1 protein-coding gene is annotated in these 268 nt (G+C 43.3%); it reads right to left on the bottom strand.

Annotated features, from left to right (window positions below; genetic code table 11):
• On the bottom strand, nt 1-250 hold a 250-nt coding region (locus MN204_RS21870), incomplete at its 3' end, for a hypothetical protein (RefSeq protein ID WP_249872945.1).
• Nucleotides 251-268 lie beyond the last annotated feature (18 nt).

Genomic DNA, 268 nt, shown 5'->3' with positions numbered 1-268 from the left:
AAAGATGAATAACCCTGCTGGTTACTCCGTTGTCTGTTGGGACAAAACTTAGAAATATGTCCCGGTTGATCACATATGTAACACACCACAGTGTTACCACGATTGTTGGCTTGGCCTCCAAATCCTCGCCCTTTTCCTTTGTAAGATCTTGGACCCTTGTTGAAATTTGGCCTTTCTCCTTGGCTAAACTTGGTGTGTCCACCAGAATGTGGTAAGGTCTTCCTTTCAGCCTCCAATACAGTTTCAACATTAACAGCTTTTTCCACTA

The sequence above is a fragment of the Oceanobacillus saliphilus genome, assembly GCF_023522835.1.
Lineage (GTDB): Bacteria > Bacillota > Bacilli > Bacillales > Amphibacillaceae > Oceanobacillus > Oceanobacillus saliphilus.
The sequence above is the reverse complement of the archived record's forward strand: the minus strand, read 5'-3'. Positions and strand labels throughout refer to the sequence as shown.